This is a genomic window from Pseudomonas zanjanensis (genome assembly GCF_014268745.2).
Taxonomy (GTDB): Bacteria; Pseudomonadota; Gammaproteobacteria; order Pseudomonadales; family Pseudomonadaceae; genus Aquipseudomonas; species Aquipseudomonas zanjanensis.
The window spans coordinates 1,037,591-1,063,873 of record NZ_JABWRB020000001.1 but is presented as its reverse complement, the minus strand read 5'-3'; the positions used below and the strand labels follow the sequence as shown (position 1 = coordinate 1,063,873).

25 protein-coding genes are annotated in these 26,283 nt (G+C 59.8%); 12 read left to right on the top strand and 13 right to left on the bottom strand.

Features of this window, described 5'->3' with window-relative positions; all coding sequences use genetic code 11:
* Window positions 1-38: 38 nt before the first annotated feature.
* On the top strand, window positions 39-203 hold the full coding sequence (locus HU715_RS04865) for a hypothetical protein (RefSeq protein WP_186708327.1): 165 nt from the start codon (window positions 39-41) through the stop codon (window positions 201-203).
* 86 nt (window positions 204-289) lie between these two features.
* Here the strand turns inward: HU715_RS04865 and HU715_RS04860 are convergent, their stop codons facing one another.
* Together HU715_RS04860 and HU715_RS04855 are read right to left on the bottom strand one after the other, a co-directional pair.
* On the bottom strand, window positions 290-1,039 hold the full coding sequence (locus tag HU715_RS04860) for a TerC family protein (RefSeq protein WP_053120828.1): 750 nt from the start codon (window positions 1,037-1,039) through the stop codon (window positions 290-292).
* A 26-nt stretch (window positions 1,040-1,065) separates the two neighbouring features.
* A complete protein-coding gene (locus tag HU715_RS04855; RefSeq protein WP_186708385.1) occupies window positions 1,066-1,317 on the bottom strand; it encodes a hypothetical protein in 252 nt (83 codons plus the stop codon).
* A 138-nt stretch (window positions 1,318-1,455) separates the two neighbouring features.
* Here HU715_RS04855 and nhaR point away from each other — a divergent pair, with 138 nt between their 5' ends.
* Window positions 1,456-2,352 carry a transcriptional activator NhaR gene (gene nhaR, locus HU715_RS04850; RefSeq protein WP_186708325.1) on the top strand — a complete coding sequence of 299 codons (897 nt, stop codon included), beginning with the start codon at window positions 1,456-1,458 and terminating at the stop codon, window positions 2,350-2,352.
* On the opposite strand, the gene HU715_RS04845 is transcribed toward nhaR, so the two are convergent.
* Window positions 2,349-3,509: an MFS transporter gene (locus HU715_RS04845; RefSeq protein ID WP_186708323.1), complete on the bottom strand. Its 1,161-nt coding sequence runs from the start codon at window positions 3,507-3,509 to the stop codon at window positions 2,349-2,351. The two genes, nhaR and HU715_RS04845, sit on opposite strands and share 4 nt — an antisense overlap.
* Window positions 3,510-3,791: 282 nt before the next feature.
* On the opposite strand from HU715_RS04845, the gene sstT reads away from it, so the two are divergent.
* A complete protein-coding gene (sstT, locus tag HU715_RS04840; protein WP_186708321.1) occupies window positions 3,792-5,024 on the top strand; it encodes a serine/threonine transporter SstT in 1,233 nt (410 codons plus the stop codon).
* A gap of 218 nt (window positions 5,025-5,242) precedes the next feature.
* On the opposite strand, the gene HU715_RS04835 is transcribed toward sstT, so the two are convergent.
* Window positions 5,243-5,752 carry a DUF1993 domain-containing protein gene (locus HU715_RS04835; protein WP_186708319.1) on the bottom strand — a complete coding sequence of 170 codons (510 nt, stop codon included), beginning with the start codon at window positions 5,750-5,752 and terminating at the stop codon, window positions 5,243-5,245.
* A gap of 130 nt (window positions 5,753-5,882) precedes the next feature.
* Here HU715_RS04835 and HU715_RS04830 point away from each other — a divergent pair, with 130 nt between their 5' ends.
* On the top strand, window positions 5,883-6,530 hold the full coding sequence (locus HU715_RS04830; RefSeq protein WP_186708317.1) for a YceH family protein: 648 nt from the start codon (window positions 5,883-5,885) through the stop codon (window positions 6,528-6,530).
* Window positions 6,531-6,664: 134 nt separating this feature from the next.
* On the opposite strand, the gene HU715_RS04825 is transcribed toward HU715_RS04830, so the two are convergent.
* Window positions 6,665-7,486, bottom strand: coding sequence for a shikimate 5-dehydrogenase (locus tag HU715_RS04825; protein ID WP_186708315.1), 822 nt, complete (start codon window positions 7,484-7,486; stop codon window positions 6,665-6,667).
* 256 nt (window positions 7,487-7,742) lie between these two features.
* On the opposite strand from HU715_RS04825, the gene HU715_RS04820 reads away from it, so the two are divergent.
* On the top strand, window positions 7,743-8,093 hold the full coding sequence (locus tag HU715_RS04820; protein WP_063322141.1) for a hypothetical protein: 351 nt from the start codon (window positions 7,743-7,745) through the stop codon (window positions 8,091-8,093).
* 170 nt (window positions 8,094-8,263) lie between these two features.
* Here HU715_RS04820 and HU715_RS04815 read toward each other — a convergent pair whose 3' ends face one another.
* The 5 genes from HU715_RS04815 to HU715_RS04795 all read right to left on the bottom strand — a co-directional run bounded on the left by HU715_RS04815 (window position 8,264) and on the right by HU715_RS04795 (window position 16,051).
* Entirely contained in the window at window positions 8,264-9,784 is a 1,521-nt protein-coding gene (locus tag HU715_RS04815; protein ID WP_186708313.1) for a nucleobase:cation symporter-2 family protein, read from the bottom strand.
* 123 nt (window positions 9,785-9,907) lie between these two features.
* Window positions 9,908-10,732 (bottom strand): arylamine N-acetyltransferase family protein, encoded by an 825-nt coding sequence (locus HU715_RS04810; RefSeq protein ID WP_186708311.1) that lies wholly within the window; start codon window positions 10,730-10,732, stop codon window positions 9,908-9,910.
* A gap of 101 nt (window positions 10,733-10,833) precedes the next feature.
* Window positions 10,834-11,628: an exodeoxyribonuclease III gene (xth, locus tag HU715_RS04805; protein ID WP_186708309.1), complete on the bottom strand. Its 795-nt coding sequence runs from the start codon at window positions 11,626-11,628 to the stop codon at window positions 10,834-10,836.
* Between the two features lie 70 nt (window positions 11,629-11,698).
* Window positions 11,699-14,275 carry a bifunctional diguanylate cyclase/phosphodiesterase gene (locus HU715_RS04800; protein ID WP_186708307.1) on the bottom strand — a complete coding sequence of 859 codons (2,577 nt, stop codon included), beginning with the start codon at window positions 14,273-14,275 and terminating at the stop codon, window positions 11,699-11,701.
* 204 nt (window positions 14,276-14,479) lie between these two features.
* Window positions 14,480-16,051 (bottom strand): sensor domain-containing diguanylate cyclase, encoded by a 1,572-nt coding sequence (locus HU715_RS04795; RefSeq protein WP_186708305.1) that lies wholly within the window; start codon window positions 16,049-16,051, stop codon window positions 14,480-14,482.
* A 277-nt stretch (window positions 16,052-16,328) separates the two neighbouring features.
* Between HU715_RS04795 and chrA the strand changes: the two genes are divergently transcribed.
* A complete protein-coding gene (gene chrA, locus HU715_RS04790) occupies window positions 16,329-17,687 on the top strand; it encodes a chromate efflux transporter (RefSeq protein WP_186708303.1) in 1,359 nt (452 codons plus the stop codon).
* Between the two features lie 156 nt (window positions 17,688-17,843).
* Here chrA and arsN2 read toward each other — a convergent pair whose 3' ends face one another.
* On the bottom strand, window positions 17,844-18,275 hold the full coding sequence (gene arsN2, locus HU715_RS04785) for an arsenic resistance N-acetyltransferase ArsN2 (protein WP_186708301.1): 432 nt from the start codon (window positions 18,273-18,275) through the stop codon (window positions 17,844-17,846).
* Window positions 18,276-18,564: 289 nt separating this feature from the next.
* Between arsN2 and HU715_RS04780 the strand changes: the two genes are divergently transcribed.
* The gene (locus tag HU715_RS04780) at window positions 18,565-19,053 is read left to right on the top strand and encodes a hypothetical protein (RefSeq protein ID WP_186708299.1); all 489 of its coding nucleotides are present in this window, start codon (window positions 18,565-18,567) and stop codon (window positions 19,051-19,053) included.
* A 579-nt stretch (window positions 19,054-19,632) separates the two neighbouring features.
* Here the strand turns inward: HU715_RS04780 and HU715_RS04775 are convergent.
* Window positions 19,633-20,850 carry an MFS transporter gene (locus tag HU715_RS04775; protein WP_186708297.1) on the bottom strand — a complete coding sequence of 406 codons (1,218 nt, stop codon included), beginning with the start codon at window positions 20,848-20,850 and terminating at the stop codon, window positions 19,633-19,635.
* A gap of 310 nt (window positions 20,851-21,160) precedes the next feature.
* Between HU715_RS04775 and HU715_RS04770 the strand changes: the two genes are divergently transcribed.
* Both HU715_RS04770 and HU715_RS04765 read left to right on the top strand, forming a co-directional pair.
* On the top strand, window positions 21,161-22,078 hold the full coding sequence (locus HU715_RS04770) for an AraC family transcriptional regulator (protein ID WP_186708293.1): 918 nt from the start codon (window positions 21,161-21,163) through the stop codon (window positions 22,076-22,078).
* Between the two features lie 290 nt (window positions 22,079-22,368).
* Entirely contained in the window at window positions 22,369-23,700 is a 1,332-nt protein-coding gene (locus HU715_RS04765; RefSeq protein WP_217884307.1) for an IS110 family RNA-guided transposase, read from the top strand.
* Window positions 23,701-23,941: 241 nt separating this feature from the next.
* Here HU715_RS04765 and HU715_RS04760 read toward each other — a convergent pair whose 3' ends face one another.
* Window positions 23,942-24,217: a hypothetical protein gene (locus HU715_RS04760; RefSeq protein WP_186705203.1), complete on the bottom strand. Its 276-nt coding sequence runs from the start codon at window positions 24,215-24,217 to the stop codon at window positions 23,942-23,944.
* A 471-nt stretch (window positions 24,218-24,688) separates the two neighbouring features.
* On the opposite strand from HU715_RS04760, the gene HU715_RS04755 reads away from it, so the two are divergent.
* The 3 genes from HU715_RS04755 (at window position 24,689) to HU715_RS04745 (ending at window position 26,273) form a co-directional block, all read left to right on the top strand.
* On the top strand, window positions 24,689-24,859 hold the full coding sequence (locus HU715_RS04755) for a YhfG family protein (RefSeq protein WP_003199786.1): 171 nt from the start codon (window positions 24,689-24,691) through the stop codon (window positions 24,857-24,859).
* Complete coding sequence (locus tag HU715_RS04750) at window positions 24,859-25,458, top strand: putative adenosine monophosphate-protein transferase Fic (protein WP_186705204.1); 600 nt, start codon at window positions 24,859-24,861, stop codon at window positions 25,456-25,458. The genes HU715_RS04755 and HU715_RS04750 overlap by 1 nt, the downstream gene beginning before the upstream one ends.
* A gap of 92 nt (window positions 25,459-25,550) precedes the next feature.
* Window positions 25,551-26,273, top strand: coding sequence for a metallophosphoesterase (locus tag HU715_RS04745; protein WP_186705205.1), 723 nt, complete (start codon window positions 25,551-25,553; stop codon window positions 26,271-26,273).
* Window positions 26,274-26,283: the final 10 nt, after the last annotated feature.

Here is a 26,283-nt window from a genome sequence, read left to right as displayed (position 1 = left end):
GGTGCGTTATCCCGAACCGGGGATAGAAGGAGGCACAAATGAGCCTGACGACGACAATCCTGATGCTGATATTCGGCTGGCTGAGCGTAGCCACGGCCATGCTGTGGGGCGTGCTTCGAATCGCTCGACGCCACCATCACGCGCCACCTGCGCCATCGGGAAAAGCCGCCAAACCTGCCCGGCACCACGCCGCCGCGCACTGACCTCTCACGTTCAAACCCATCGTTCTCAAATCCAAAAAAAAGCCACCCGGGCCTGGACCCGGGTGGCTTCTGCCTGCTGCCTGGAATCAGGCGTTATCGGGCAGCGCCTTTTCCTTGGCCCTGCGGGACAACATGTTCAACACCTCGATCGCCGCCGAGAACGCCATGGCCGCATAGATATAGCCTTTCGGTACATGGGCGCCGAAACCTTCAGCGATCAGCGTCATGCCGATCATGATCAGGAAGCCCAGGGCCAACATCACCACCGTCGGGTTGTCATTGATGAACTTGGCCAGCGGTTCGGCCGCCAGCAGCATCACCAGCACCGATACGACGACCGCGATGATCATGATCGGCAAATGCTCGGTCATGCCCACGGCAGTGATGATACTGTCGATGGAGAACACCAGGTCCAACATCAGGATCTGACCGATGGCCGCGGCAAAGCCCAGGGTCACACCGGACGTGGCCGACTTGGGATCATTCGGCGCCGGGTCCATGCTGTGGTGGATTTCAGTGGTCGCTTTCCACAGCAGGAACAGGCCGCCGGCGATCAGGATCATGTCTTTCCAGGAGAACGCCTGGCCGAGGATTTCGATGACCGGTTCGGTCAACTGCACAATGAAGGCAATCGTGCTCAACAGGCCCAAGCGCAGGATCAGCGCCATGCCGATACCGATCCGCCGCGCCTTGGCACGATGCTGTTCGGGCAGCTTGTTGGTCAGAATCGAAATGAAGATCAGGTTATCGATGCCAAGCACGATTTCCATCACGACCAGAGTCGCCAGGGCGATCCACGCGGTGGGGCTGGCGGCGAGCTGTAAAAGATAATCCATGGGTCAGTCCTGACTGATGTGACGCGTTAGATGGTTTTGGTAGGGGTTTGTGTTTCGTCAACTTCGTCCGCTGGCTCTTTCTTCGGGCTGATCAAGCCGCCGGTGGCTTCGCTGATCGCCTGTTCGGCGGCCTTATGGGTATCGTCGATGGCCTGCTTGGCGGTTTCCGCAGCCTGCCCCATTAACTGCTGAGCACTTTTTTCAGCCTGTTCACAGCCCGCCAGTGTCGTTACCGACATCACCAACAGGGCTGCAAGCCCCAGGGATTTATAGGTCATGGAATAGATGCCTCTTGAAGAATAGAAGGAGCTCGAAAGTGGCCCACCAATGGCCAGGCATTCTAGAGAGACGAATACTTCAGGAAAATTCGTATTTTCAGCGGTTATACTTCGGTTTTTACGAAGCAATGTGAACCCATGCTCAATTATCGACAACTGCATTACTTTTGGGTCGTGGCAAAAACCGGCAGCATCGTGCGGGCGTGCGAGCAGTTGAACCTGACCCCACAGACCATCAGCGGGCAGATTTCCCTGTTCGAGCAAACCTATAACATCAAATTGTTTCGTCGTGTCGGGCGGCAGTTGGAACTGACCGAAGCCGGCCGCCAGACACTGCCCTACGCCGAACACATGTTCCAGTTGGGCGGTGAGCTGGAACTGATGCTGAGGGCCCAGCCCAACGAACAGCAAACCCTGTTCCGGGTCGGAGTCGCGGATGTGGTGCCCAAGTCCATCGTCTATCGACTCTTGGCGCCGACCATGGAGTTGAGTGAACCGCTGCGCATCACCTGTCGCGAGGACAAGCTCGAACGGCTGCTGGCGGACCTGGCGATCCAGCGCCTGGACCTGGTGATTTCCGACAGCCCGATGCCGACCCACCTGGACATCAAGGGCTACAGCCAGAAACTGGGGGAATGCGGGATCAGTTTTTTTGCCACCGCCGCGCTGGCCGAACGCTACGGGCAGGATTTCCCCCATGGCCTCAATGACGCTCCGCTGCTGATTCCCGGGCCGGAAACCGTAGTGCGCAGCCGCTTGCAACGCTGGTTCGCCGAGCAACAGATCCAACCGCGCATCGTCGGCGAATTCGATGACAGCGCCTTGATGCAGGCCTTTGGGCAATCAGGCAGTGGGATTTTCATCGGCCCGAGCGTGATCGCCGAAGAGGTCAAGCGGCAGTACGGCGTAGAACTGATCGGCCAGACCGATGCGGTGAGCGAATCCTTCTATGCCATTTCCGTGGAACGCAAGGTCAGCCATCCTGGCATCGTTGCGATTGCCGAAGGCGCCCGTCGCGAGTTGTTCAGCGCTTAGCTATCCAGGCAAGTCGCGCGGGGCTTGAAAGTCATCAGGAGCAACGCCAGCAAAATCGAGACGAAGATGAACCCGGCGGCCGCGAACCCGACACTGCCCAGGCCCAGGGTATCGATGACCCGGCCACCGATCATCGCCCCCAGGCCAATCCCCAAATTGGCCCCGGCGATGTTTAACGAGGCGGCAAACGCCGGGGCCTGCGGGGCTGCCTTCATCAACCGCACATGGCTGACCAGGAACAACGCGGCCTGGGTCACGCCCCAGATGCCCATCGCCGCCGCCAGCGCGAGGGGTGAATGAATGCTTGGGACCAACGCCACCATGCCGCCGATCAGGAACAGGCAGAACACCATCGACGCGATCAGCGGATGGCGGTCCACCGCACGGCCGCCCAAGGAGTTGCCCAACAGCCCGACGGCGCCGAAGCCCATCAGGCACCAGCCCACCAGGGTGCCATCGAATCCGGCGAGGCGTTCGAGGATATCCGCCAGATAGGTGTAGGCGGTGAACATGCCGCTGAACACCAGGATCGACAACAGCACGTGCCCTTGCATCAACGGGCTGCGCAGGATCTTCAACTGCGAACGGAAGCTCACCTGATGCTGGTGCAGGTTGGTTTTCGGCAAATAGATAAACAGCAACAAGGCCTTGGCGAAGGCAATGACCGCCAGGATCGCGAAGGCACTGCGCCAGCCAAACGCATCGGCGATCAACGTGCCCACTGGAATGCCGAACACCGTGGCACAGACGATGCCGAAGCCGATCCGGGCGATGGCCCGCCCGGCCAGTTGCGGCCCGACAATGTCCACCGCCGTTTCACTGGCCAGCGCCCAGAACACCGGCAGGCCCAGGGCCGGGATCAGCCGGGCAAGGGCCATTACCCAAATGTTGGGGGCAAAGGTGGCCAGCAGGTTGGCCAGGCCGAACATCACCAGCACACTGATAAACAGCTTGCGCCGCTCGAAGCGGGCGAACCAGGCCGTGAGGAACGGCCCGAACGCCGCCACCGTAAACGCAAACAACGTCACCAGCAGCCCGGCCTGGGGAATGCTGACGTGCAGGTCGCGAGCGATGGAGGGCAACAGGCCGACGATGACGAATTCCGTGGTCAGCACGGTGAAACCGGCGGCTGACAGCAGGAAAATGGGTAACAACATGTGGAACTCCAGCGAAACGACGACACCAACGATGGCCAAAAGGCCCGCTGGCGGAAAGAAGGTGAGAACCGCAAAGCCTAACAGAATGCACGCGTCTTACAAACGCACGTCATGGCCCGGATAAGGGTGACGGACTGTCACAGGTCCGTCAGATTTATTACCGGCTGTGCTAAAGTCCGCGGCCTGCAAATGCCGTACTTTCTCTCGGTTCGCTCATGTGGCCTGCCCGCTTGTTGCCCTGATCTGTCGACCGTTGAACACAATAAAATCAGAGATGCCGCTATGACAGCTTCGTCCGTTACCCCTTTGCAACGCCTTAAACGCACCAGCCTGGTGACGCAAATCATCATTGGCCTGATCGCCGGTATTGTCCTGGCATGGCTGGCGCCCGAGGTGGCCAAGTCCAGCGCCTTCATCGGCAACGTCTTCGTCTCCGCGCTCAAGGCCGTGGCGCCGATCCTGGTGTTCGTGCTGGTCATGGCGTCGATCGCCAACCACAAGCACGGCCAGGAAACCCATATCCGCCCCATCTTGTTCCTCTACCTGCTGGGCACGTTCGCCGCGGCGGTGGTCGCGGTGGTTGCCAGTACGTTGTTTCCGTCCAGCCTCGTGCTGACCACCCATGACGTCGCGGTCACCGCACCCGGCGGCATCAGTGAGGTCCTACAGGGCCTGTTGCTCAGCGTGGTGGACAACCCGGTCCGCGCCCTGCTCAACGGCAACTTCATCGGTATCCTGGCCTGGGCCATCGGCATGGGCATTGCCATTCGCCATGCTGGCCAGACCACGCGCACCGTGCTCGAAGACCTGTCCAACGGCGTGACCGTGATTGTGCGCCTGGTGATCCGCTTCGCCCCGCTGGGGATCTTCGGGCTGGTGGCCTCGACCCTGGCCACGTCCGGCTTCGGCGCCCTGCTCGGCTACCTGCACCTGCTGACCGTGTTGATCGGTTGCATGCTGTTCGTGGCGTTGGTGGTCAACCCACTCATCGTGTTCTGGAAACTGCGTCGCAACCCTTACCCGCTGGTGTTCACCTGCCTGCGCGAGAGTGGCATCACAGCGTTTTTCACCCGCAGCTCGGCGGCGAATATCCCGGTGAACCTGGAACTGAGCAAACGCCTGGGCCTGCACGAAGACACCTATTCGGTGTCGATCCCACTGGGCGCGACCATCAACATGGCCGGCGCTGCCATCACCATCACCGTACTGACCCTGGCCGCCGTACATACCTTGGGTATTGCAGTTGACCTGCCAACGGCCGTGCTGCTGAGCGTTGTCGCCGCCATTTGCGCCTGCGGTGCGTCCGGGGTGGCCGGCGGTTCGCTGTTGCTGATTCCCCTGGCGTGCAGCCTGTTTGGCATTCCCAGTGAGATCGCCATGCAAGTGGTCGCTGTGGGTTTCATCATCGGTGTCCTGCAGGACTCGGCGGAGACGGCGTTGAATTCGTCGACGGATGTGCTGTTCACGGCGGCGGCGTGCCTGGGTGAGGAAGCAAAGCTGGCGCGTACGGCGTAAAAGATCGGGGCAAACTCAACCCTATGGGACAACTGATCCACCGCCTTCGCGAGCAAGCCCGCTCCCACAAGGGTTATGTGGTGAATACAAAATCAATGTGGGAGCGGGCTTGCTCGCGAAGCAGGCGCCTCGGTCGATCAGAATCCCCCCAAATACCAAGGTCACAAAAAAGCCCGGGAACGGCCCAAACCGTCCCGGGCTTTTTCGTGCCGGCGGGGTTAGAACGCGCCCATGTAGTCGCGCTTGCCCACTTCCACGCCATTGTGGCGCAGCAATGCGTAGGTGGTGGTGACATGGAAGAAGAACTGCGGCAGGCCGTAGGTCAGCAGGTAGTTCTGGCCACTGAAGCGCTTCTCCTTCGGCGTCCCCGGACGGGTAACGATTTCGATGCCTTCCTTGCCATCGATCTGCGCAGGCGCGATGCCATCGATAAAGGCCAATACCTTGGCGATCAGGGCTTGCAGCTCGGCGAACGTGGTCTCGCTGTCGTCATACTTTGGCACTTCGATCTCGGCCAGGCGCGCGGACACACCCTTGGCGAAATCCACCGCGATCTGCACCTGGCGCACCAGCGGGAACATGTCCGGGTACAGGCGGGCTTGCAGGAAAGCGTTCGGGTCGATGTTTTTCGCGGTGGCGTGGGCTTCGGCCTTGTTCAGAACGTCGCTCAAGGCGTTGAGCATCTGCTTGAAAACCGGGACGGAAGCGGCGTACAGGGAAATAGTCATGGCAATCTCATGCAGGTGGCAGGAAAGAATGAATCAAACGGCAGCGATTATAGCCACGGCTGATTGCACGGCTTGTCTTTTATTGCGCAAGGATTAGGCTAGGCGGCTTCCATAGCATAGGGAACGCGCGATGAGCATCGAAGAACAACAGCAGGCTGAAGAACCACGGCTCAATAGCACGGAAATCCGCATCCTCGGCGCGCTGGTCGAGAAACAGGCCACCAACCCCGAGACCTACCCGCTGACCCTCAACGCCCTGGTACTGGCCTGCAACCAGAAAACCAGCCGCGAACCGGTGATGAACCTTAACCCCGGCCAGGTTGGCCAGAGCCTGCGGGCGCTGGAAGGTCGCGGTTTTACCAAGCTGGTGATGGGCAGCCGCGCCGACCGCTGGGAACATCGGGTCGACAAAGCCCTGGAGCTGGTGCCGGCCCAAGTGGTCCTGATGGGCTTGCTGTTCCTGCGTGGCCCGCAAACGGTCAATGAGTTGCTGACCCGCAGCGGACGGATGCACGATTTTGAAGACGCCGAGCAAGTGGTGCACCAACTCGAACGCCTGATCTCCCGGGGGCTGGCGCTGCTGGTGCCACGCCAGGCCGGCCAGCGCGAGGAACGCTATGTGCACGCCATGGGCGACCCGGCGGACATCGAAGCGATTCTCGCCGCCCGCCAGCACCCGGTGGAGCGTGGCGCGGGCGGCGGTGTCTCGCTGGAGCGCATCGAAGAGCTCGAAGCGCGGATCGCCGCACTGGAAGAACGCCTGGCAAGACTGGAGTAACTACTGGAATTCCGGCAGGAGCTGTGTAGGAGCTGTGTAGGAGCTGTCGAGTGCAACGAGGCTGCGATCTTGCAGCAGACAATTGAGTCGAAAGCGAAAGATCAAAATCAAAAGATCGCAGCCTTCGGCAGCTCCTACGCGGACCGGGCGAAAGCGACGGCTTTTTCGAATTGTTCCAGGTTGGGCCGCACGCCGGTGTACAGCACGAATTGCTCCAGGGCCTGGATCGCAATGACTTCCAGCCCGGTGATGACCCGTTTGCCTTCGGCCCGGGCACGCACGATCAGTGGCGTTTCCGACGGGATCGCCACCACGTCGAACACGGTCTCGGCGGCGGCGATGGTCTCAGGCTCGAACGCCAACTGGTCGGCTTCCGGGCCGCCGGTCATGCCGATCGGCGTGACGTTGATCAGCATCTGCGGCCGTCGCGCACCCAGTTCAGCTTGCCATTCATACCCCAGGGATTCGGCCAAGGCTCGCCCTGCACCTTCATTGCGGGCGACGATCAGCCCGTTTCTGTAGCCACCATCGCGCAAGGCACTGGCCACCGCCTTGGCCATGCCGCCGCTGCCGCGCAGGGCAAAGGTGGCGTCCTTGGGCACGGCGTGGCTTTGCAACAATTGGGCAATGGCAATGTAGTCGGTGTTGTAGGCCTTCAGATGACCGTTGGTATTGACGATGGTGTTGATCGACTGGATCGCGGCGGCAGAAGGGTCCAACTCGTCCACCAGGGCGATGCAGGCTTCCTTGAACGGCATCGACACGCCGCAGCCACGAATACCCAAGGCGCGGATACCGCCCACCGCGCCAGGCAGGTCCTGGCTGCTGAACGCCTTGTAATAGAAGTTCAGGCCCAGTTGCTCATACAAATGGTTATGAAAGCGCAGGCCAAAGTTTCCGGGACGTCCCGAGAGCGACATGCACAGCTGGGTGTCTTTGTTGGGGTTGATCTGCATGCGTGTCTCCTTGCATTCACTTTCGGACAAACGGAACGCCGCCCCGAAAGGTCTATTGGATGATGATACCGCCAGGTCCGGCCAGATCCAGGCTGCTGGATGACGCGGCGCGGTAAAAAAAGCGCTACAGACCTTACACAATATTTACCCAACGGCGGCGCAAATCCTGAGAAAATCGCTGTCATAGCAGTATCCCCGCGACGCTCATCGGGTCTGTCGCAGACCACAGGCGCCGGGGCCGAAACGAGGAACAGCCATGAATCGTAGACTTCCCATCATCGCCCTGCTCATGGGGGCACTCGCGGTCACCGGCCAGGCATCCGCCCACGGTCGTGGTGGTTGGGAGGGGCCCGCCGTGTTTGGTGCCATCGTCGGTTCGGCCATTGTCGGCTCGGCCATCATCAACCGTGATCGTCCGGTGTATGTGCAGCAACCGGTCTACGTGCAACCGCAACCGGTCTACTACCAGGCACCACCGCCGGTCTATTACCAACCGCAGCCGGTGTATGTAGAGCGGCCAATCTACTATCGCCCGGCACCGGTGTATTACGGGCCACCACGAGGCTACTACTATGGCCCACCCCGGGGTCATTACGGCCGTTGGTAACCCGCCTCCGAGTAACACAAAAAAGCCTGTGATCATTGATCACAGGCTTTTTCATGTCCGCGGGATAACCATTGTGGCGAGGGAGCTTGCTCCCGCTGGGCTGCGCAGCAGTCCTAAAACAGGGCAGCTTCCCGTCCAGCGGGAGCAAGCTCCCTCGCCACAGGGCTTTGTCAGACGTGCTCACTGCTTTTCAGTCGGCTCGGCCCATGTTCCGCCGGTTCGTGCACAGGCTCCGCTACCACCGGAATCTCGTTGCCGTCACAATCATGCAGCTTGCCGTCGCTGAAATAATCGCCTTCGCGCAGCGCTGCCAAGTCCTGGTAGCGCAACACCCGCTCGGTGCCGGCGGCGAAGACTGACTGTTGGTCGGAATTGCCCGTGGTGAAGTGGTTGAACGCCAGGTTCAGCATGATCGCCATGATCGCCGAGGAACTGATGCCTGAATGGAAGATGGTCGCGAACCAGCTCGGGAAATGATCGTAGAAGTTCGGTGCGGCGATGGGAATCATGCCGAAGCCGATAGAAGTGGCGACGATGATCAGGTTGACGTTGTTGCGGTAGTCGACTTTCGACAGCGTGCGAATGCCACTGGCCGCCACCGTGCCAAACAATACGATGCCGGCACCGCCCAGCACCGAGGTCGGCACCGCGGCGATCACTCGGCCCATGAACGGCAGCAGGCCGAGTACTACCAGGAACACCCCGCCGGTTGCCACCACGAAACGGCTCTTGATCCCGGTGACCGCCACCAGTCCGACGTTCTGGGCGAAGGCACTCTGGGTGAAGGAACCGAAGATCGGCGCGATCATGCTCGACAGCATGTCGGCCCGCAGACCGTTGCCCAGACGCCTCGAATCGACCTTGGTGTCGATGATTTCGCCCACCGCCAGGATGTCGGCAGAGGTTTCCACCAAGGTCACCATGATCACAATGCACATCGACAGGATCGCGGCGATATGGAATGTCGGCATGCCGAAATGGAACGGCGTCGGGAAGCCGAACATCGGGCCTTGGCTGACCGACGAAAAGTCCGCCATGCCGAGGAACACCGCGATGACCGTACCGATGACCATCGCCAACAGAATCGACAGCCGCGAGATGGTTGCGCTGCCCATCTTGCTCAGCAGCAGTACCAGCACCAGGGTCACCGCGGCCAGGCCAATGTTCGCCATGCTGCCGAAATCGGCGGCGTGGCTGTTGCCGCCCATCGCCCAACGCACCGCCACCGGCATCAAGGTCAGGCCGATGGTGGTAATCACAATGCCCGTGACCAGTGGCGGAAAGAACCGGGTGATGCGAGAAAACACCGGAGTGATCAGCAAACCAATCAGGGACGCTGCGATCACCGCGCCGAGGATGGCTTGAAAGCCCCCCTCCCCGCCACTGCCGACAATCGCCACCATGGTCGCGACGCCCGAAAACGATACGCCCTGCACCAAGGGCAGTTGGCAGCCGAAAAACGGCAGGCCGAGGGTTTGCAGCAAGGTGGCCAGGCCTCCCGCGAACAACGACGCGGCAATCAACAGACCGATGTCCGCCGGCGACAGCCCGGCCGCCTGGCCGATGATCAACGGCACGGCGACGATGCCACCGTACATGGTCAACACATGTTGCAGGCCGTAAGCCATATTCGCGCCGACGCCGAGGTTTTCGTCCTCGGGCCGTGGGAGTGAAACATGGGGCGTTTTCATGGTTCGGGGATTCCCTGTTTTTTGTTATGGGCACACTGTATTCAAAACTCGGGACAAATGTCCATAGAGTTGTATACAACTTGTTGCATGCCCATCAGGAACAGCGCCCCGGCCCAGCGCCTTTTATGACTGCAGCAACCCCACCACCGCGGGCCGCAACAGCTCGCGCGGCGGTACGCGCAGGCTGAACTCCTGCTCCAGCAAATCGATCAACTCATCGGCATCAAGGATCACGCGTCGCTCACTCTCCTGCCCTATCCGGTGTACGGCATAGCTGTTGCCGTTAAGGGTCTTGCGCAACCCGTCGCCGGTGCGGGCCACCATCAACCGGCCCATGAACGGCGACTCAGGGTGATTGCAGACGTACCAATTGCCGACGGTGTAGTCGATGTCTTCCTGGCGCTGCAGGTCGAAAAGGTACATCGGTCGCCATTCGTCGGCGACGTTGGCGCGCAATAAGTAACCGTCCGCGTGGGTCTCGATGCGGTACAGCTCATGGGGCGTGACCTGGGCCTCACGACTATCGAGCAACAGCGGCGCGGTGGGCACCATGCCGCCAAAGCCGACGTCGGTGATGTAGCGCACACCCTCAATCGTCACCAGGCTCAGCCGATGGGTCCGGGCGGTCCAGGCGCCCTCAGGCGCATTCATCACCACGCGCCCGGTGATGCCGCGGGCGTCGTAACCCAGTGCTTGCAACAGCGCCAGGAACAGCTGGTTGAGTTCATAGCAATAGCCGCCGCGCCCCTCTTCGAAAACCTTGCGCTCGACCGATTCAAGGTCGATGGGCACGGGCTGACGCAGCAACGTCGACAGGGTTTCAAAGGGGAATTCGGCAGTATGGCGCCCTTGCAGTTGACGCAAGGTGTCGAGGGTCGGCGCCGGTGGTGCGTCGAAACCCAGGCGCCGCAGATAACGAGCCGTATCGCTCAGTTGGGGATGGCTCATGAGGGTGTCCTTTTCCAGGGTCGGCGCAGCGCTCACAAGCGCACTGCTATTGGGCGCCAGGTATAAGGCATTCCCCTCACAGAGACAACAATCGCCCCCGGTCAGCGCTGTTTGCGCGAAGCCAGCCGGATCCAGGTGGGTGCATGATCGCTGGGGTGGGGCTGGTTCCTGACCCAGGCATCCACGCCCGCCTCGCTCAGGTAGGCGCTGGCGGCCGGGTTGAGCAACAGGTGATCGATGCGCAGCCCGGAGTTCTTCTGCCAGTGCTGGCGGAAATAGTCCCAGAAGGTGTAGATCCGCTCCTCCGGATAAAGGTGGCGCAGCGAATCGGTCCAGCCCTGGTCCAACAAGCGCTGGTAGCATTCCCGGCTTTCGGGTTGCAACAGCGCATCCTTGAGCCAGGAGCGCGGGTTGTAGATGTCCATGTCGGTGGGCACCACATTGTAGTCACCGGCCAGCACTACGGGATGATCACTGGCCTGCAACCCTTGGGCATAGTCGATCAGCCGTTCGAACCAGGCCAGCTTGTAGTCAAACTTGGGACCCGGTTGCGGATTGCCGTTGGGCAAGTAAAGGCACCCTACCAACACGCCATGCACCGCCGCCTCCAGATAGCGACTGTGACTGTCGTCGTCCCCGCCGGGCAAGCCTCGGCGGCTCTCCAATGGCTGCGCACCGCGGGCCAGGATCGCGACACCGTTCCACGACGCCTGACCGTGCCAGATCGCCCCATACCCCACCGACTCCAGCTCCGCCGCCGGGAAGTCCTTGTCCCCCGCCTTGAGCTCCTGCAAACAGGCAATGTCGGGTTTCTCCCGCTTCAGCCATTCCAGCAGGTTGGGCAGCCGGGCCCGGATGCCATTGATGTTGAAGGTTGCGATCCGCAGGTTTTTCATAGGACCCTTACTCGAAATACCACGTTACTGGCTGTGACCGTCAACCCGTCGCGGTGGTTGCAACGAGTCTTCAAGAGCCGGTTTTCGGTAAGGGCTGACCGTTCTCCAGCAACTGTGCAAAAGCCTGTTTATCGATCGGCCGGCTGAGGAAATAGCCTTGTACCTCGTGGCATTGGTCCGAGCCCAATGAACCGAGCTGGGCCAGGGTTTCCACGCCTTCGGCAGTGACCGTCAGCCCCATGGCCTTGCCCAGGTTGATGATCGCCTGCACCACGGCGCGGTCGTTGCTGCTGTTGCTCATGGAGGCGATGAAGCGCTTGTCGATCTTGATGCCGTCGAATGGATAGGTGCGCAGGTAACCCAAGGACGAATAACCAGTACCGAAGTCATCCATGTTCAAGCGCACGCCCAGTTCCTTCAGGGCATTCATGACCTGCAGGGCGCCATCGACGTCGTTGAGCATCACGTTTTCAGTGATCTCGAGCTCCAGGCGACTCGCCGGGAAACGGGTTTCGATCAACACCTGTCGCACATCTTCCACCACGTCGCTGCGCTCGAACTGCGCCGGCGACAGGTTGACCGACACCATCAATTCCCCCGGCCAGGTCAGCGCGGTTTCGCAGGCCTCACGCAACACCCAACGCGACAGCGGGACAATCAGGTCGGTTTGCTCGGCCAACGGAATAAAGGCATCGGGGCCCAACAAGCCTTGCGTTGGATGCTGCCAGCGAACCAACGCCTCGACCGCCACGATCTCCCGACCATCGACGGTGTAGCGCGGCTGGAAATGCAGGACGAATTCATTTTTCTTCACGGCCTGGCGCAGGTCGCTTTCCAGTTGGCGACGGTGCTGGATCTGATCGTTCATTTGCGAGGCGAAATAGCACCAGGTTCTCTTGCCCTCTGACTTGGCCTGGTACAAGGCAATGTCGGCGCAGCGGATCAGTTCACCGGGCACATAACCCTGACGACGACTGACGGCGATGCCGATGCTGGCACCGATGTGCAGCGAATGGGTTTCGTAGAGGATCGGCTGCTGCAAGCTGTCGATCAACCGCTCACAGAATCGATCGATTTCCGTGGTGTGCTCCATGCCGTTGAGCACCACCACGAACTCGTCGCCCCCCAGCCGCGCCACCAGGTCTTGCTCGCGGGTGCTGTCACGCAGCCGCTGAGCCACTTCCAGCAACACCGCGTCGCCGGCCGGGTGGCCAAGGGAATCGTTGATTGGTTTGAAGTTGTCCAAGTCCACCATCAGTAACGTCAGGGGGGCGGCATGTTCCTTGGCCACCAGCGCATCATCCAGGTACCGCGCCAGCTTGTTGCGGTTCGGCAAGCCGGTCAGTGCATCGTGCATCGACAGATGCTGGACCTGGGCATGGGCCGCCACTTCATCGGTGATGTCACTGGCCGTACCGCGATAGCCCACCACTTCGGTCTTGGTGTAGATCGGGCGTGCCGACACGCGACAGAAACGCAATTGCCCGGAATGATCACGGTAGGAGCAGCGCAAGTTGCTGGTGCTCTGCTCCTCCGTCAGCTTGCCCAGCCAAAGGGCGATTGGCGTGGTGTCGCAATACAGCAGTTGCTCGATGTCCTGCCCCAGCCATTGCTGGTCGGAAAACCCGGTGACCGTATTGAAACGCGCCGACAGGTACGTGATGCGCTGCTGCCCGTCGATTTCCCAGATCCAGTCGGAAGCCGCCTCGGCCACGGCCCGGAAGCGCTCCTCGCTGGCCTCGAGGGCGTGCGCGGACCTTTCCAGGCTGTCGTAACTGGCGTCCACATGCCGTGCCGTGCGCAACGCATAACGAAAGAAGTAAGCGGTCAGCAGGGCCAGGATCAACAGCGCGGCCCCCAGCGGCGGCACCAGGGACCAGAGCAATTGCTGGCCCGGACGCTCGAGTCGGGACACCAGGCTGTAGCCGGTACTGTCCAGCGGCACGGCCGGCTGGCCGGGCTCGAGCTCGGTGTCTTTCTTGAGATTCAAGTCGGTGAGGCCATAACTCTTGCCCATCTTGCGCAGCTTGACGGGGGTCAGTTGGTCGACGAACAGCAACACCGAGGTGCCTTTGGCCTCGACCTGGGGCCTTTCGTCGTTGGGCAGGATCACCGACGCCGTGACGACGGCCGGCCAGCCCTCGAACAATGTGTAGCGGATCGTCGACATCGTCAGGTCGGGCTGTGCCTGGAGTTGGCCCACCAGCTCGGCCAGCGGCGTGTCCATATAAACCGAGGCGTCATCCTCGACATTGCGTCCACGCACCACAGCATATTTGGTGCGTTGCCGATCGATGACAAACACGCCTTCGTATTCGTCATTGGTGAACAGGGTCTTGCCCATGTTCTGTTCGGCGTAGGCCCACTGCACATTGACTTCACCGTTGAGGTGGTCATAAGCCGTGGTCCAATAGGCATAACTGGCAATGTAGTTTTTCGATGCGGTGATGCGATTCTCGAGGGCGCGCTCGATATAGAAATGCGTCTTGCGCACGTCCTCCGCGTCGAGCTTTTGCGCGATGTTGAACAGCGCGGCGATCGCCACCAGGACGCCCAGGACAAACAGTCCCGCGACGGCCACGACCAGGCGACGAGTAATGGGGGTGTGACGTGCGGTGCCTGAAGGGGTATCGGCAGTGGAATCCATTGACCTGCTCCTATCCTGTCAACGCTGGCCTCGGTGCCTGGGAAGATAAGGACCGGGGCCAGTCGCTCCTAACCTTAGCAGCCACTGCTCGATCCGTTGGCGAGCCCACGGTGTTTTGCGAAAGAGCCTACACGCTGCTTGAGACCCGCCCGCGCGATGCCTGAATAGTTGACCGTGGCAGGCTGCCGATGATTCCAACCGATCTCAACGATCCGAGCGCGCCAAGCTGTCGAACCCGCCTTCGGTCGATAACACCGCCACCCGGTTGCGGCCGCTGTGCTTGGCCTGGTAAAGCGCCGCATCGGCGCGCTGGATGAAGACTTCGATGCTGTCCAGGCTGCTGGGCACAAAGGCATAGCAGCCCAGGCTCACCGTGAGGTAGCCGGTCGGGGAGCCGGAATGGGTGATGTGCCTGTCGATGACAGTGCGCCGGATCTGCTCGGCCAACGCCATGGCCCCCGAAAGATTGGTGTCAGGCAACAGCACGGCAAACTCTTCGCCGCCATACCGTACCGCCAGGTCGGCCTTGCGATGGCAACAACTCTTGAGCACCTTGGCCACTTCCGCCAGGCAATGATCCCCGGCCACATGCCCATAGGCGTCGTTGTAGTGCTTGAAGAAATCGATGTCGAGCATTATCAGGCTCAAGGGGCTGCGCTGACGGGCGCCCCGGCCGAACTCGATATCCAGGGCCCGCTCGAACAACCGCCGGTTCGCCAGCCCGGTGAGGCTGTCGTGAGTGGCAATCAGTTCCAAGGCTTCCTGGGCCTTGCGCAAGTCCGCCTCGATCTTTTCGCTGTTACGGACCTGGCGCACGAATACCCAGCCGAACAAGCAGATGCCCAGGACCACCAAGCCCACGATGAGGCTGGATTGGAAAGCCCGGTCGTGCCAGCCCGCGAGAATCGCCTCTTCGGACATCGCGGCGGTGACCACCAACGGATAAGCCTGCAAATGTTGGTGCCCATACAACCTGATGACGCCGTCGATGGTTGAACGGATGATCGCATCGCCAGACATGCCGCCGGTCAGGGCATGGTTGTAGATATGCTCCTCGTCCAACGGGCGGCCGATCCGCGCCTCATCGAAGGGGCGACGGGCCAACAGTGTCCCGTCAGACAAAGCCAGGGCCATCTCGCCTTGCTCATCCAGGCTGAAGCTTTTAAAGAACCGGTCGAAGTAGGACATCTTGATGCCGGCCATCAACACGCCCTGGAAATTGCCGTCTTTATCATTCAGTCGTCGGGAAACCGGAATGATCCAGTCGCCGTTTTGCCGACTGCGGACCGCCGGGCCGATATGGGCGATCAGGGAAGCATTCTGTTGATGGAAAGCAAAATACTCTCGATCCGCCACCCCTGCTCCCCTGTGCAGGTAGTCGAAGGAGGTGGTGATCCAGTGACCGTGCTTGTCGAACAGGAACAGCCCATGCAACTGCTCGAGCGATTGCACGCGGCGGGCGAGGGTTTGTTGCAAGCGTGGCAATACCGCAGGGCCGAACCCATCGATCTGGATCCAATCCGCCAGGCTGGCCAGGACCAGATCGGCCTGGAGGAAGGTGTCCTGGGCCTGCTGGGCCATGGCCCGGGTAAGGGTGGCCGAGGCGATGCGGGCCGACTCCAGATCGTGGCGACGGGACTGCTCCAACTGCAGGAAAAGCAAACCGCACAGGCACAAGCACACCGCCGCGATAAACGTCACCGCGGCCTTGAGCAACGGCAGGCGTTTCAGGGCGCCACCAGGGGTATGGAAAGGATCGTAAATGGGGATAGGCAAGCGAGTTCCTGAAGGGGGCAAAAGCATGAGCAAATTCGCCCATAACCCTTAATATTCGTGAGCTTAGCCTACCGCTTGTTAGGCGGCAATTTGCCTGTGCAACGGAGCCGATGGGTGGCTTGAGTGGATCCAAAATGCCGCCCGCCAACCGACTGAAATGCGCGTTCCTGAATGAAGAAGTACCCGTGTTTACAAGCAAACCTTCCTGGGGGCTATCTAAATTGCGTAACGCCCCATAACGTATGGGCGCCTTCGACTTTTAAGTGCCCCGCTGCCCATGAGCAAATCGACCCGAACCGATGACAAACAGCCCTTGACCCGACCTGGCGCCGTCAGCTTGCGCGAAGCGTTCTGGTTCTGGCTCAAACTGGGCTTCATCAGTTTCGGCGGCCCTGCGGGGCAGATCTCGATCATGCACCAGGAACTGGTGGAACGTCGGCGCTGGATTTCCGAACGGCGCTTCCTGCATGCCCTCAATTACTGCATGTTGCTGCCAGGGCCCGAGGCCCAGCAACTGGCGACCTACCTGGGCTGGTTGATGCACCGAAGTTGGGGTGGCGTGATCGCCGGGGCGTTGTTCGTACTGCCTTCACTGTTCATTCTCATCGCCTTGTCGTGGCTGTACGTCGCCTTTGGCGAAGTGCCGGTGGTGGCAGGTATTTTCTATGGCATCAAGCCTGCCGTGACGGCCATCGTGGTGCATGCCGCCCACCGGATCGGCTCCCGCGCGCTCAAGAACAATTGGCTGTGGGCGATCGCGGCGGCATCGTTCACGGCGATCTTTGCCTTTGATCTCCCCTTCCCGTTGATCGTACTGGGTGCGGCTGCCGTCGGTTATTTCGGCGGTCGCTGGGCACCGGACAAATTCAGCCTGGGCGGCCACGCTACCCAGCACAAGTCCTTCGGCCCCGCCTTGATCGACGACGACACGCCAACCCCGGACCACGCCCGGTTCAGCGCTACCAGGTTGGCCCGGCTGGTCGTCGTCGGCGCGCTGTTGTGGGTCGTGCCAATGGGCCTGCTGACCGCTGTGTTCGGTTGGGACGGCACATTGACGCAAATGGCCTGGTTCTTTACCAAGGCCGCATTGTTGACCTTCGGCGGCGCCTATGCGGTTTTGCCCTACGTCTACCAAGGCGCCGTCGGACACTTCGGCTGGCTGACCCCGACACAAATGATCGACGGCCTGGCCCTGGGCGAAACCACCCCCGGGCCGCTGATCATGGTCGTGGCCTTCGTCGGCTTCGTCGGCGGCTACGTGATGCAGGTGTTCGGCCCCGAACAGGCCTTTCTTGCCGGGGCCGTCGCGGCCACGCTGGTGACCTGGTTTACGTTCCTGCCCTCGTTCCTGTTCATCCTGGCCGGCGGCCCGCTGGTGGAATCGACCCACAACGCATTGAAATTCACCGCGCCGCTGACGGCGATTACCGCAGCGGTGGTCGGAGTGATCCTTAACCTGGCGTGCTTCTTCGGTTACCACGTGCTCTGGCCCAACGGTTTTGCAGGGGCCCTGGACTGGCCATCGGCAATCATCGCAATTGCCGCGGCCGTGGCGCTGTTTCGCTACAAGCGCGGGGTGATCCAGGTCTTGCTGGCGTGCGGCCTGGCCGGGCTGGCGGTGCATTTGCTGCGCTAATGGCCTGTACGGTTAATTCGAGTACTCAAATTCGAGTGCCAGGGCTTGCCAGGCAAGGCGCCATGACGAGTCGTAGCCCGCTACGGCGAGGAATGGCAACGCAGACTGGCAAGTTCTGGCGCCGAAGTTGAGTGCACGAATTAGCCACACAGGCCACTAGACGAGGCGCTTGCTCAGGTACGTCGCCGAAGCCGGGCACAAGGTCTTGAACTGGGCCGTCGCGCTGATCGAAGCGGGCGCCAGCGAGCGGTCCCCCGGCTGATAGCCCTGGCCGGTAAAAAACGCGGCGGCGCTCTCGGTCAGCAAGTGAAGCCGCTCTGCCCCCTCGCGTTTTGCAAACGCTTCGATAGCGGCCAGCACCGCCGCACCAGTGCCCTTGCCTCGCAGCCCCTCAAGCACAACCAGCGAGCGCAGCAACCGCTCGGCGCCCTCTCCTTCTATGCCGGCAAACGCCACTTCAACGCCTTGGTGGCTGAAGCTGAAGAACTGTCGGCCAGGATACGTCAGGTCGTCCACAGGTAGGCCGGCCAAGGTAAGCGCATCGTGCAGGGGTTCCAGGTGGTTATTGCTTAGAGCTGTCATACGCATGGTTTGGGCTCGCTCCTATTCATTGGTTATCCTCTAATTTGGTTACAACCGACAGGGTGAATAGGAGGATGGAATTCCAATAACATGTCCCACCTTCAGGCACTGAGATAACCGTGAGCATTTTTTTCGATGAGCTGATGGAAAGCGTGCAACAGATGGACGAACTCGTCCACGCTAAGCAGCTACCGTCACCACCACCTCCCGGCAACCCACCACCTCATGACCCAGCGCAAACGAACCCCCCAGCCCATCAGCTAAGCTCAACCTATCATCACGACAGGGAATCGACATGAGCAAGGCAGACGAGCTAGCGGCCAAACTGAGGAAAACCCAGCAGACCCGCGCGGATACCGACAACTGTGCCGACCTGGCAATCGAGCACTGGCCCGCCCAGGTCTACGAACTGTATCGCCAGATCGAAATCTGGCTGGCGCCCGTGTGCGAGGCCGGCCTGGATATCCGGCGCAATCCCACCCACGTATTTGAAAGTCATTCCAGCGGTTCGACGTATAACTACGCGATCGATCAACTGGTGATCGAAGGCAATCATCGCCGCATTTCATTCGACCCGATTGCGCGTTTTTCGCCCCAGGGCGAGGGCTGCATTGAAGTCCATATGAAGAGACAGGAACACTGCATCGTGCGCTCACTCGGCGAGCATGGCGAATCGCTTTGGCATATCCAAGCCCTGCGATCGGCCGGGCAACCGCGTCCTGATCCTATCATTCTGGACGAGGACACTTTGCTCTCGCTGATAGAAGAAGGCCTCGGCCTTTAAGGCAAATGGGCGACTCTTGAGGTTAATGCCAGTCAGCTAAGCAGTAATCCTGTGGGAGCAGAGCTTGCTCGCGATTGCGGTAAGCCAGCCGACTACGATATTGGCGACTCTGCCGCTATCGCGAGCAAGCTTTGCTCCCACAGGATTTATGCCGTTTGCTGCTTAACTGACAGGCACTAACCCTAGAGTTCACCCATTTTCATCGCGGCGCTGATTCAAGCGTTGAGTCGGGCCCGGGAACCAGTAGCGTCAATGCTTGCGCCGGTCTTCCCACAAGTTTATTCAAGGCATTGTCGATTTCGTCAGCCGCACCTTGCGTATATTGGGCATCTGCCCAGCCCCAGTACGGATCGGATATCAGCCCGCCCACGGCGTGCGCACACAATTCATCGCTACTGATGCCCATCTTCCCGGCAGCAGCGATCACAGCCATCAGGGCTTGTTCTAATTGGGAAATTCGCTCGGTAGTCACAATCAACCAACATGCTGGATAAACAGACCCCGAGCATAACAAGCCATCAATGTGCCACCAAGCTCAGGCGCCCAACGGTCGCCCTCTCCTGGCTTACAGGACTGGCCTCAATCCGCCGCGCTATAAGAGGCCGTATCCGAAATCGACGAAGGCTCTCGGACCGCTGAACGAGCAGCCAGCACCGTCAGCACCGCGGCCAACCCCAACACGGCCGCACTGGTTTCGAACGTCGCGCGATAGCCATTCAGATCAAACAGAACGCCACCCACGGTCGCGCCCCCGGCGATGGCGAGTTGGACGATCGCCACCATCAGGCCGCCGCCGGCTTCGGCATCTTCCGGCAGCGTTCGCGAAAGCCAGGTCCACCAGCCGACGGGCGCGGCCGTGGCCGCCAGGCCCCACAGGCCGAGCAAGAGCGTCGTGACCGTGACCGATCCGCCGAACCCCACCAGGGCCATGGCAATCGCGGCCATCAGCAGAGGGATGACGATGAGCGTTCGATAGAGGTTGTTTTTCAAGCAGGCGCCGATCAGGAATGTGCCCAGCAGCCCCGCCACACCGATCACCAGCAGCATGAAGGACAGCGTGGATACGCTCACTTGTGTCACCGACTCGAGGAACGGTCGCAGGTAGGTGAACAGCATGAACTGGCCCATGAAAAACGTGCTGACCGCCAGCATCCCCAGCGCGACCGGTGTCCGGGCCATCAACTTGAAGGCGTTGGTGCTGCCCCGCTTCGCCTGCGAAGGCATGGCGGGCAGGCGTAACAGCAGCCAGACCAGGGCGATGGCAGCAACAGGCACGATGCAGAAAAACGCGCCACGCCAGCCAATAATCGCCCCGAGGAAACTGCCCAGCGGCGCCGCGACCACCGTCGCCAAGGCGTTGCCGCCGTTAACGATGGCCAGCGCTTGCGGGACGCTATCTTCCGGCACGAGCCGCATGGCCGTGGCCGCCGACAGCGACCAGAAGCCGCCAATCGCCACGCCGATCAACGCACGTCCGACCATGAATACCGCGTAGTTTGGCGCGAACGCCACCACGGTACCTGAAACGATCATCAGCAAGGTCAGTCCCAGCAGGAGCCATTTGCGGTCAACCCGGGCGGCGATCGAGGCGATAAACAGACTGGTGATCAGGGCAAAGGCGCCAGAGACGGCAATGCCTTGACCAGCCTGCCCTTCGCTGACCTGAAGATCCGCCGCCACCGGCGTCAGCAAGCTGACCGGCATGAACTCCGAAGCCACCAGCACGAACGCGGCGAGGGCCATGGCAAATACCGCGCCCCAGGCGGGCGGGTCTTGTGGCAATGATTTATCGGTCATTGAATGACAATCCTGTATTTCTTGATGGACCTGTGGGAGCGAGCCTGCTCGCGATGGCGTCGACACAGCCAACATCGCTGTCTCAGGCAGACCGCTATCGCGAGCAAGCTCGCTTGCACCGTTTTGAATGGCGGCGTTCCCCTATTCCGTGCCCGCTATCTTCATCGCCCAGGTCAATGCGCAGGTAGTGCATACCGATGAGATTCTTGCCTGATCCTAGGCGTTGTTCCCGCGCATATAGGCAGCGCTTCGCTTAGCGCGTTAATGTCCTGCCTATAGCGCTCGAGCCGAGACGACACCCGGAGCCGACATGGCCACCCAACGCAGATCCATACAAGAAACATTGACCGCCATCATCGACGACTGGACCCCACACCCGGGCGACGTCGAAACGCCCATCCCCGGCCTCGCCTTCTTCCGGCGTGAAGCCCCGGCACCGCCGGTGATTTGCATGATCGAGCCGAGCATCGTGCTGGTGGCCCAAGGCGTGAAGCAGGTATGGATCGGTGGCGAGGCCTATGGCTACGACACCGGGCGATTCCTCATGACGTCCCTGGACATCCCGGCCAATTCCGAAGTGCTGCAGGCAAGCCCCGAACAACCCTGCCTGGGCCTGGTCCTGAAGCTCGACTTGCGCATGGTCGCCGACCTGATCGCCCAAGGCAGCCTGTCGCCCCCGCGTGATCGAGCGGTCGGGATTGGCGCCGGCATCGGCACCGCGACGCCCGACCTTTTGGCGCCGTTTGCACGCCTGCTGGCGTTGTTGGAAGAACCCGAAGCGATCCCCATACTGGCACCGTTGATCCAGCGCGAGATTCACTACCGTCTGCTGCTCAGCGACCAGGCCGCGCGGCTACGGCAGATCGCCTCGGTCGATAGCCAGGGCTACCGGATCGCCAAGGCCATCGACTGGTTGAAACTGAACTACACCGAGCCCGTGCGCGTAGACGACCTCGCGGCGCGGGTGCAGATGAGCGCGCCGACGTTTCACCACCACTTCCGCCAGCTCACGGCGATGAGCCCGCTGCAATACCAGAAGTGGCTGCGGTTGAACGAAGCAAAACGCTTGATGCTCAACGAGCACGTGGACGTGGCGAGCGCGGCCTTCAAAGTGGGTTATGAAAGCCCTTCCCAGTTCAGCCGCGAATATGCCCGCTTGTTTGGTGCACCGCCCAAGCGAGACATCGCGGCGTTGCGCGGGCTAGGCAATCACACCAAGGCGGTTTGATTGATCCGGGCTTGATCCGTTGTGGCTTGATCCATTGTGGCGAGGGAGTCCCCGCCGCGTCGCCGACGCTGCGCTGTCGCGCAGCAAACAAGTGCTCGGCTTAAGATTGGGTGCGCGCGGGGAAAGAGGCCGTAGCTATCACTGGTGTGTCCGCACCCGCGAGGGAGAGTGGCCGGCACGGTATCGGCGTGGAGTCGTTGTAGGCACAGCAAGCTGTGACCACGTATGAGAGAGTGAATCCGTTCGCCACCGTGTTCCCCGCGCGCCATTCAATCCTGCGAGGAATTGTCATGGCGCGCAAGAAGCAGCAGAAACGATTTGAAGTGATTCACCCTCATTGTGCCGGTATCGATATCGGCAGCCGCGAGCACTGGGTTGGCGTCAATCCCGATCAAAGCGACAAGCCGGTTCGCTGTTTTCCGGCCTTCACTGAGGATTTGGTGAGCCTGGCCGAATGGTTGGAATCGCTGAAAATCAAGGTCGTGGCGATGGAGGCCACTGGCGTTTACTGGATACCGCTGTTCGAGCTTCTCGATTCAAGGGGCTTTGAGGTGTATCTGGTCAATTCCCGTGCAACTCGTCAGATAAGCGGACGTAAATCCGATGTTCTGGATTGCCAGTGGATCTGGCAACTCATGACCCATGGCTTACTCAGAGGTGCTTTCCGACCCGCTGATGATATTTGCTCGATGCGATCATTGGTTCGCCAGCGGGCCATGAAGGTTCGTGATCAAGCCAAGACCATCAACCGCATGCAAAAAGCCCTGACGCAGATGAACATTCAGTTAGCCAATGTCATCAGCAATATTGCTGGCGTGACAGGGATGAAAATCATCAAGGCCATCATCGATGGCGAGCGTGACCCTCAAGTCTTGGCCAACTTCCGAGACGGCCGTATCAAGGCCGATCACCAAACCATTGCCCGCAGCCTGCACGGTAACTGGCGAGTCGAGCATCTGCATGCTTTGGCTCAGGAGGTGGCTGCTCATGATTTCCTTGAGAAGCAGATTGCCGAATGTGATCGGACCATCACTCAGGCACTTGATCGACTTCCAGTGCTGAACCATGAGCCCACGCAACCCACCAAGCCACTGCGTAGCCCGCATCGCTCGGCAGATGAACAAGCCAGCTTGCACCAGGCACTTGTGAGAATCATGGGCGTGGACCTGACCGCGATTCCCACCATCGGAATCGAATCCGCCTTGGTTCTGGCGAGCGAAGTCGGACCTGATTTGTCGCGTTTTCCGACTGAGCAACATTTCAGCTCCTGGATGGGGGTAGCGCCCTCAACCCGAATATCGGGGGGAAAACCCTTGCCCGGTCATGTCCCCAAGGTATTTAACCGGGCGGCACAAGCGTTGAAGCAGGCGGCCTCTAGCGCCCGCACCGATAAAAGCTTTATCGGTGCCAGTCACCGCGCCCGATTGGCTCGCATGGATACGGCCTGCGCCATTAAGGCTACGGCTCACCAACTGGCCCGCCTGATCTACGCCATGCTGACCAAGGGACAACCTTACGTGGCGCAGGATATGAACGAATACGAGGCCAAAAGCCGTGATCGCCAGCTTAGAGCCTTACAGCGTAAGGCTACAAAGCTGGGTGTTCGATTGGTCGCGGCTTAAAAAAGCTTTGGAGAACAAGGGGATGGATTTTGTTTGATGAGAGCTTGCTCCCGCTGGGTTGCATAGCAGCCCCCTTTTTTGTGAGCGCTTCGCACTCAAGCGGGAGCAAGCTCCCTCGCCACAAGGGCCAACTTTCACCCGTCAAATCGCGGCACCATTACGAGCAAGCTGGCTCCCACAAATCGCTGACTGCAAGGGATGGTGAGTCAGGCAGGTGACCTTATGAAATCACCCACTTCCATTACAACGCCAACACCTGCGCCTGCAACCGCCGCCCAATCACATCCAGCAAATCACACCCGTCGCGCAGGGGAATCGCCAGCACTTGGGCGAAATCATGGAGTACCACCGCGTCCGTACTGATGTCGGAACGCATGACGAGGTTTTCCAATAATTGGGTGACAGCGGCAATGCGGTAAGCGGCGGTGTCGTGCAGCACGTCCAGCGGCGCTTCTGTGTCGATCAGGAGCGCGTGGAAATTGTTTTCAATACCGGTGATGGGCATGTAGCGGGACATGAGGGGTTACTCCTGCGGGGATGGGAGGTCAGTGCTGGGTTGAAGATAGGGACGGCACTGACAAAGGACCGAATCCGGGGCCGGAATTCATAGGTTGAGCAGGAGGTGGTAATTGATGGAGGACAGATTGGATGAGGTTGAGATGATGCGTACCTTGCGGACACAGATTTAAAGCAATAGCTGTACCTTTTTTCATTGGGCGATCTCAGGATTAATTAAAAAAATCCTAGGCATTAGGGCTTCCACACCCTGCCGCTGAATTTGCAGCGACGGAGAGAACTTAGCGCACGGGGTGATCGGGTGGATAGTCAGCGGGGAGCGACACAACTTGAGGGAAATTTCCGATGGGGGTGTCCGGCGATGGATTGGGCAGCGAATGAACGCCCAACACCCTTCGCCCGAGCCGCAACATAGGCCACGCCAACGGGATGGGCTATAATCCGCCCACCAGCGCGATTTGAGGTCCAGCCCATGGGCAATGTCAGCCTTGAAACCAAAAAGGCCTATGCCGCCAGGACGCGTAGATCCAACTACGCGGCCAGCCTCCGTCTGGAAGGTTTCAAAACGACCTTCGCGGACGGCGAACGCAAAATGCCAACGCGTGAAGAGGTCTTGAAGGCCTTCACCCAGACCAGAACCTGATGCCTGACAAATATGGAGTCGGCGAGGACGCTTATTGCTATCCCGGCTCCACGGTCCTGCGCAACAAACTCGATATCCGTGACGAACCGACCCTAAGCGAAGCCGAACAACAGCTCTCGGCCATCGCAGCGGACAACGTCGAGTTCAGCCCTCCTCCCTACAGCCTGACCTACCTTCAAAACATTCATCGAATCCTCTTTTCAGACCTGTTCGAATGGGCCGGAGAGCTGCGCACCGTTGGCATGTCCAAACAAGCCACACGGTTCTGCCAACCTGAGTACATGGAGAAGGAAGCCAATAAGATCTTCGCCAACATGGCCGCGGCAAACTGGTTCGAGGGCATGGAGCGGGTTGAGCTGATAGTCGCTGTGGCAGAGGCCTATTCCGACATCAACGTCGTACACCCCTTCCGCGAAGGCAACGGTCGAGCGCAACGCATCCTGTTTGAACACCTCATCATGAATGCCGGGTTTGAAATCAGTTGGTGGGGGATTGAGAAGGACGAGTGGATCTACGCCAATATCGCGGCTTACAACTGCGTGATGGAGCCTATGGAGCAGGTTTTTGAGAAGTGTATCGGGCTGGCGATTCAAGCTTGACCGCACAACGTTATTCCTCTACTCACCGTCTTACTGTTTATTTCGCCAAGTGATAAAGTCACCGCCAATCAACATCTGCTGAAGCACTGAAAATGTACAGGACGAGATATTTCCCATCCAACAAAAAAGGTCGTGACTTTGTGGTGGGCGACGTTCACGGACATTTCAAACTTCTAACAGCAGCCTTAGACAAACTAAACTTCAACACTGAGCTGGATCGCATCTTTTCCGTGGGAGACCTCATCGACCGAGGCCCCGATTCCATAGACATATTGAATTGGCTTGAGAAGCCGTGGTTCCACGCCGTGCGCGGCAATCATGAACAGATGCTTATTGACTGCATTTCAGGTCACGGAAACATACCCGGACATATCCGAAATGGTGGAGCCTGGCTCTACGAGTTACAACCCGACATTCAGCAAGAACTATCAAAAACCCTGCAAGCACTTCCATTGATCATTGAAATTGAACTTTCAAACGATCACACAATTGGAATAGTTCATGCCGAAGCCCCCGTCATCCAAAGTAACGATGGCTGGCAGGAAGCCAAAGATGCAATCACAGGAAAATCTGGGGAGCAGCATCAGCGGCAAGCCTTGAAGATAGCGCTGTACGCCAGAGAAAAAATTGAGCAAAACGACCACACGCCCATCAAGGGAATAGACCGACTCTATGTTGGACATTCAACAGTGCCCAGTATTATGCGCTTGGGTAATGTCGTATATATCGACACCGGCTGCTCATTTTCCGATGGCGCATTAAGCCTGGTTGATATTCAAACCGAATCCATCATTAGTATGAGCATGAACGAGTGAGACAAGGCAT

Excerpts from the sequence above, each read along its gene's own strand:
- HU715_RS04775 (WP_186708297.1), bottom strand. The coding sequence starts at position 20,850 with ATGACCGATAAATCATTGCCACAAGACCCGCCCGCCTGGGGCGCGGTA.
- HU715_RS04750 (WP_186705204.1), top strand. The coding sequence starts at position 24,859 with ATGCCTGACAAATATGGAGTCGGCGAGGACGCTTATTGCTATCCCGGC.
- HU715_RS04825 (WP_186708315.1), bottom strand. The coding sequence starts at position 7,486 with ATGCAGATCAACCCCAACAAAGACACCCAGCTGTGCATGTCGCTCTCG.
- HU715_RS04815 (WP_186708313.1), bottom strand. The coding sequence starts at position 9,784 with ATGAAAACGCCCCATGTTTCACTCCCACGGCCCGAGGACGAAAACCTC.
- HU715_RS04820 (WP_063322141.1), top strand. The coding sequence starts at position 7,743 with ATGAATCGTAGACTTCCCATCATCGCCCTGCTCATGGGGGCACTCGCG.
- HU715_RS04765 (WP_217884307.1), top strand. The coding sequence starts at position 22,369 with ATGGCGCGCAAGAAGCAGCAGAAACGATTTGAAGTGATTCACCCTCAT.
- HU715_RS04810 (WP_186708311.1), bottom strand. The coding sequence starts at position 10,732 with ATGAGCCATCCCCAACTGAGCGATACGGCTCGTTATCTGCGGCGCCTG.
- HU715_RS04800 (WP_186708307.1), bottom strand. The coding sequence starts at position 14,275 with ATGGATTCCACTGCCGATACCCCTTCAGGCACCGCACGTCACACCCCC.
- HU715_RS04860 (WP_053120828.1), bottom strand. The coding sequence starts at position 1,039 with ATGGATTATCTTTTACAGCTCGCCGCCAGCCCCACCGCGTGGATCGCC.
- HU715_RS04760 (WP_186705203.1), bottom strand. The coding sequence starts at position 24,217 with ATGTCCCGCTACATGCCCATCACCGGTATTGAAAACAATTTCCACGCG.
- sstT (WP_186708321.1), top strand. The coding sequence starts at position 3,792 with ATGACAGCTTCGTCCGTTACCCCTTTGCAACGCCTTAAACGCACCAGC.
- xth (WP_186708309.1), bottom strand. The coding sequence starts at position 11,628 with ATGAAAAACCTGCGGATCGCAACCTTCAACATCAATGGCATCCGGGCC.
- HU715_RS04780 (WP_186708299.1), top strand. The coding sequence starts at position 18,565 with ATGAGCAAGGCAGACGAGCTAGCGGCCAAACTGAGGAAAACCCAGCAG.
- nhaR (WP_186708325.1), top strand. The coding sequence starts at position 1,456 with ATGCTCAATTATCGACAACTGCATTACTTTTGGGTCGTGGCAAAAACC.
- chrA (WP_186708303.1), top strand. The coding sequence starts at position 16,329 with ATGAGCAAATCGACCCGAACCGATGACAAACAGCCCTTGACCCGACCT.
- HU715_RS04865 (WP_186708327.1), top strand. The coding sequence starts at position 39 with ATGAGCCTGACGACGACAATCCTGATGCTGATATTCGGCTGGCTGAGC.
- HU715_RS04830 (WP_186708317.1), top strand. The coding sequence starts at position 5,883 with ATGAGCATCGAAGAACAACAGCAGGCTGAAGAACCACGGCTCAATAGC.
- HU715_RS04770 (WP_186708293.1), top strand. The coding sequence starts at position 21,161 with ATGGCCACCCAACGCAGATCCATACAAGAAACATTGACCGCCATCATC.
- HU715_RS04845 (WP_186708323.1), bottom strand. The coding sequence starts at position 3,509 with ATGTTGTTACCCATTTTCCTGCTGTCAGCCGCCGGTTTCACCGTGCTG.
- arsN2 (WP_186708301.1), bottom strand. The coding sequence starts at position 18,275 with ATGCGTATGACAGCTCTAAGCAATAACCACCTGGAACCCCTGCACGAT.
- HU715_RS04835 (WP_186708319.1), bottom strand. The coding sequence starts at position 5,752 with ATGACTATTTCCCTGTACGCCGCTTCCGTCCCGGTTTTCAAGCAGATG.
- HU715_RS04755 (WP_003199786.1), top strand. The coding sequence starts at position 24,689 with ATGGGCAATGTCAGCCTTGAAACCAAAAAGGCCTATGCCGCCAGGACG.
- HU715_RS04745 (WP_186705205.1), top strand. The coding sequence starts at position 25,551 with ATGTACAGGACGAGATATTTCCCATCCAACAAAAAAGGTCGTGACTTT.
- HU715_RS04855 (WP_186708385.1), bottom strand. The coding sequence starts at position 1,317 with ATGACCTATAAATCCCTGGGGCTTGCAGCCCTGTTGGTGATGTCGGTA.